This window comes from Streptomyces sp. FH025, from assembly GCF_017427025.1.
Taxonomy (GTDB): domain Bacteria; phylum Actinomycetota; class Actinomycetes; order Streptomycetales; family Streptomycetaceae; genus Kitasatospora.
Window position 1 is genome coordinate 1 of the sequence record NZ_JAFLNG010001030.1, and the last position, 1,934, is coordinate 1,934.

Genomic DNA, 1,934 nt, shown 5'->3' on the forward strand with positions numbered 1-1,934 from the left:
CGGAATCCGGTTGGTGCCGTCCCAGCAGTAGTCGGCGGCTGGGACGTGAGCGAGCGGGTACGGGGCGGGACGGATCAACCGTCCCGCCCCGTACCCGTTGGGGCTGTCGTCAGCCGAGGGTGAGGGCACCGACACCGGCGCGGACGCCGGCCAGGGAGCGCATCAGGCTGCGGCGGGACATGGCGTTGGTCATACGGGTACTCCGGCTGAGGGGTGATTTCGGAAGGGGCGTGGCAGCAGCGGCTACGGCAGCGGTTCGTGCATGGTCGAGCAGTGGATGCCGCCGCCTCCGGCCATCAGGCGGTCGACGTCGAGCTGCACCACCTCGCGGCCGGGAAAGGCTGCGGCGAGCGCCTCCTTCGCGGCGGCGTCCTTGTACGCGTCGCCGAACTGGGCAGTGATGACACCGCCGTTGACGACGTGGAAGTTGAGGTAGGAGTCGACGAACTTGGAGCTGCGGGAGCGGACGGTGTCCGGACCGTGGACGGGGACGACCTGGAGGCGGCGGCCCCGGGCGTCGGTGGCGGTGGAGAGGATCGCGAACTGCTCGCGGGCGTCCCGGGCCCAGGCGTCGTCGCGGTCCGGGGGAGGCAGCTGGACCATCACCACGCCGGGCCGGATGAACCGGGAGGTGACGTCGACGTGGTCGTCGGTGATGTCCTGGCCCTTGATCCCGGGGAGCCAGATCATCGCGTCCGCGCCATAAGCCTCGAGGATGGCCTCCTCGATCTCGTCCCGGCTCATGCCGCGGTTGCGGTTCTTGTTGACGAGGCTGCTCTCGGTGGCCATCACGGTGCCGTCGCCGTCCGTCTCGATCGCGCCGCCCTCGCCGACGAAGTCCGCGTAGGCGTACCGCAGGCCCCGGCGGGCGGCGAGGCGCTCGGCGACCCGGGCGTCGTCGTAGTGGACCTGCTTGTTGCCCCAGCCGTTGAAGTTGAGGACGACGGCCTCCAGGCCACCGTGGCCGTCCCGGCGGAACACCGGCGCGGTGTCGCGCATCCACAGGTCGTCGGTGGGGATCGCCGTGATCACCTCCACCGCCGGGCCGCACCGCTCCTGGGCCTTGCCCGCCGTCCAGTCGTCTGGGGCGCACATGACCACCGGCTCGAACTCGGCGATCGTGCGGGCGATCAGCGCGATGTCCTCCTGGACCCCGCCCAGGCGCAGGCCCCACACGCCCCGGCGGGAGGGCCAGGACATCCAGGTCCGCGCGTGCGGGACGTCGTCCGCCGGCACCCAGGGGTAGGGCTCGGGGGAGTGGGCGTCGTGGTAGCGGGTCATGAGGGTCTCCAGATCGTGCGACGGGTGCCGGGAAGGGTGCCGAGGGCCGCCGGTTCCACTGTTCGCGCCGCAACGCACCGGCGCACCACGTGGGACGGGTCGGCGGAAGCACCCTGTCCGCGGGTTCAGATTCGCATTGACTGAAAAGTCAGTCAAACTTGCGCCCATGGCGTGACCTGGCGGATCCTTCCGTGTGCAGGGCGTCACGGTCGCCCCTCGTCGCCGCTCGCGCTCAGGAGTCGAGCCGGGCCACCTCGGCGTCGATCGCCTCCGTCATGAGCGCCCGGGCGTGCGCCAGCGGCAGGCTGCCGCTGAGCCAGCGCGTGCTCAGCCCCTCCAGCAGGGCCGTCAACCGCTCGGCGGCGCCGGCCAGTCCGACCGCCGACGACATCGGCCGCACGTCGCCCAGCAGTTCGGCGATCTCCTGCACCCAGACCCGGGTGGCCCGAGCCAGGTCCTCCCGCAGGGTCTCGTCGAACACCGCGCTCGCCCGCAGCTCACCCCAGGCGGTGCTGTTCTCCCGGACCTCGGCGGTGTCCTGGAACTCCAGCAGCAGCGCCTGCTCCAGCTCCTCGCGGGCCGTCAACGGCGGGGCGTCCGCCGGGCGCTCGGTCGTGTACCGCGCCGCCCGGTCGTTGATGAACTCCAGCGTC

General features: G+C 71.8%; 2 protein-coding genes. Both read right to left on the bottom strand.

Annotation, left to right across the window (positions count from 1 at the left end; genetic code table 11):
• Positions 1-243 precede the first annotated feature (243 nt).
• Positions 244-1,281 carry an agmatine/peptidylarginine deiminase gene (locus tag J0670_RS36935; RefSeq protein ID WP_207817151.1) on the bottom strand — a complete coding sequence of 346 codons (1,038 nt, stop codon included), beginning with the start codon at positions 1,279-1,281 and terminating at the stop codon, positions 244-246.
• Positions 1,282-1,513: 232 nt separating this feature from the next.
• Positions 1,514-1,934 (bottom strand): TetR family transcriptional regulator C-terminal domain-containing protein (locus J0670_RS36940; RefSeq protein WP_207817152.1); only part of this gene is annotated, 421 nt, incomplete at its 5' end.

Excerpts from the sequence above, each read along its gene's own strand:
- J0670_RS36935 (WP_207817151.1), bottom strand. The coding sequence starts at position 1,281 with ATGACCCGCTACCACGACGCCCACTCCCCCGAGCCCTACCCCTGGGTG.